1 protein-coding gene is annotated in these 1,414 nt (G+C 67.0%); it reads left to right on the top strand.

Annotation, left to right across the window (positions count from 1 at the left end; genetic code table 11):
• Nucleotides 1-100 precede the first annotated feature (100 nt).
• On the top strand, nt 101-1,402 hold the full coding sequence (locus tag ABVF28_RS17180; RefSeq protein ID WP_371031453.1) for an ISL3 family transposase: 1,302 nt from the start codon (nt 101-103) through the stop codon (nt 1,400-1,402).
• The last annotated feature ends 12 nt before the right edge of the window (nt 1,403-1,414 follow it).

The raw sequence follows: 1,414 nt of genomic DNA on the forward strand, positions 1-1,414 counted from the left end.
GGCTCTTCGCAGTTGAGGGTGTAGTCGGGGTTCGTGGATAGGGGTCGAGGTCTTCCAGGATGGAAGTTCCTACACTGCCCATCCGCCGGAAGACCTCGACGTGCACCACGCTACCTTCGCCGCGCCCGACCTGACCACGTTCTGCCGCCTCGACGAGCTCGGCCTCGAAGCGATCGGGCAGCTGCTCGAGCCGGATCGGGCGGTGCTGGAGTGTCGTGTCGTCGACGACGACCCGTGGTGCCGGAAATGCGGCGCCGAGGGTGTGCCGCGTGACACGGTGACGCGTCCGCTCGCGCATGAACCGTTCGGGCATCGGCCGACGACGCTGCTGGTGCGAGTGCGCCGGTACCGGTGCGCTCATTGTCGTCGCACCTGGCGGCAGGACACGACAAAGGCGGCGGCGCCGCGAGCAAAGATCTCCCGTGGCGGGATCGGTTGGGCACTCACGGCGATCGTCGTCGACCACCTCACAGTCTCCCGCGCCGCAGCGGGACTCGGAGTGTCGTGGCACACTGCGAACACCGCGATCCTCGGCGAGGGCAGGCGGCGACTGATCGACGACCCGGCGAGATTCGACGGTGTCACCACGATCGGTGTCGATGAGCACGTCTGGCGTCACACCCGGTTCGGCGACAAGTACGTGACCGTGATCATCGACCTCACCCCCGCGAGGAACAAGACGGGCCCGGCCAGGCTGCTGGACATGGTCGAGGGACGTTCGAAGGCAGTGTTCAAGCAGTGGCTCGCCGGCCGTCCGGAGGACTGGTCGAAGCGGATCGAGGTAGTCGCGATGGACGGGTTCGCGGGCTTCAAGACCGCTGCGGCCGAAGAACTCCCCGACGCCGTGCCCGTGATGGACCCGTTCCATGTCGTCCGGCTCGCCGGTGACGCCCTCGACGTCTGCCGTCGCCGTGTTCAGCAGGACACCACCGGACACCGCGGCATGAAGGGTGACCCGCTATACAAGGCCCGCCGCACCCTGCACACCGGAGACAAGCTGCTCACCGACCGGCAACGCGCCAGACTCGAAGCGCTGTTCGCCGTCGATGAGCACGTCGAAGTCGAAGCGACCTGGGGCATCTACCAGCGCATGATCGCCGCCTATCGCGAGCCCGACAAGAAGACGGCCAAGACCATGATGCAGGCCGTGATCGACGCTGTCAGCAGCGGCGTCCCGACCGCGCTGGTCGAGATCCGCAAGCTCGGGCGCACAATGAAGCAGCGCGCCGCGGACATCCTTGCGTTCTTCGACCGGCCCGGAACGAGCAACGGGCCCACGGAGGCGATCAACGGTCGCCTCGAGCATCTTCGAGGCTCGGCGCTCGGGTTCCGGAACCTCACGAACTACGTCGCGCGCAGCCTGCTCGAAGCCGGGGGCTTCAGGCCCCACCTACACCCTTGATTCCGAAGAGCC

Source organism: Pseudoclavibacter sp. JSM 162008 (assembly GCF_041366455.1).
In the GTDB taxonomy this organism is placed as follows: domain Bacteria; phylum Actinomycetota; class Actinomycetes; order Actinomycetales; family Microbacteriaceae; genus Pseudoclavibacter.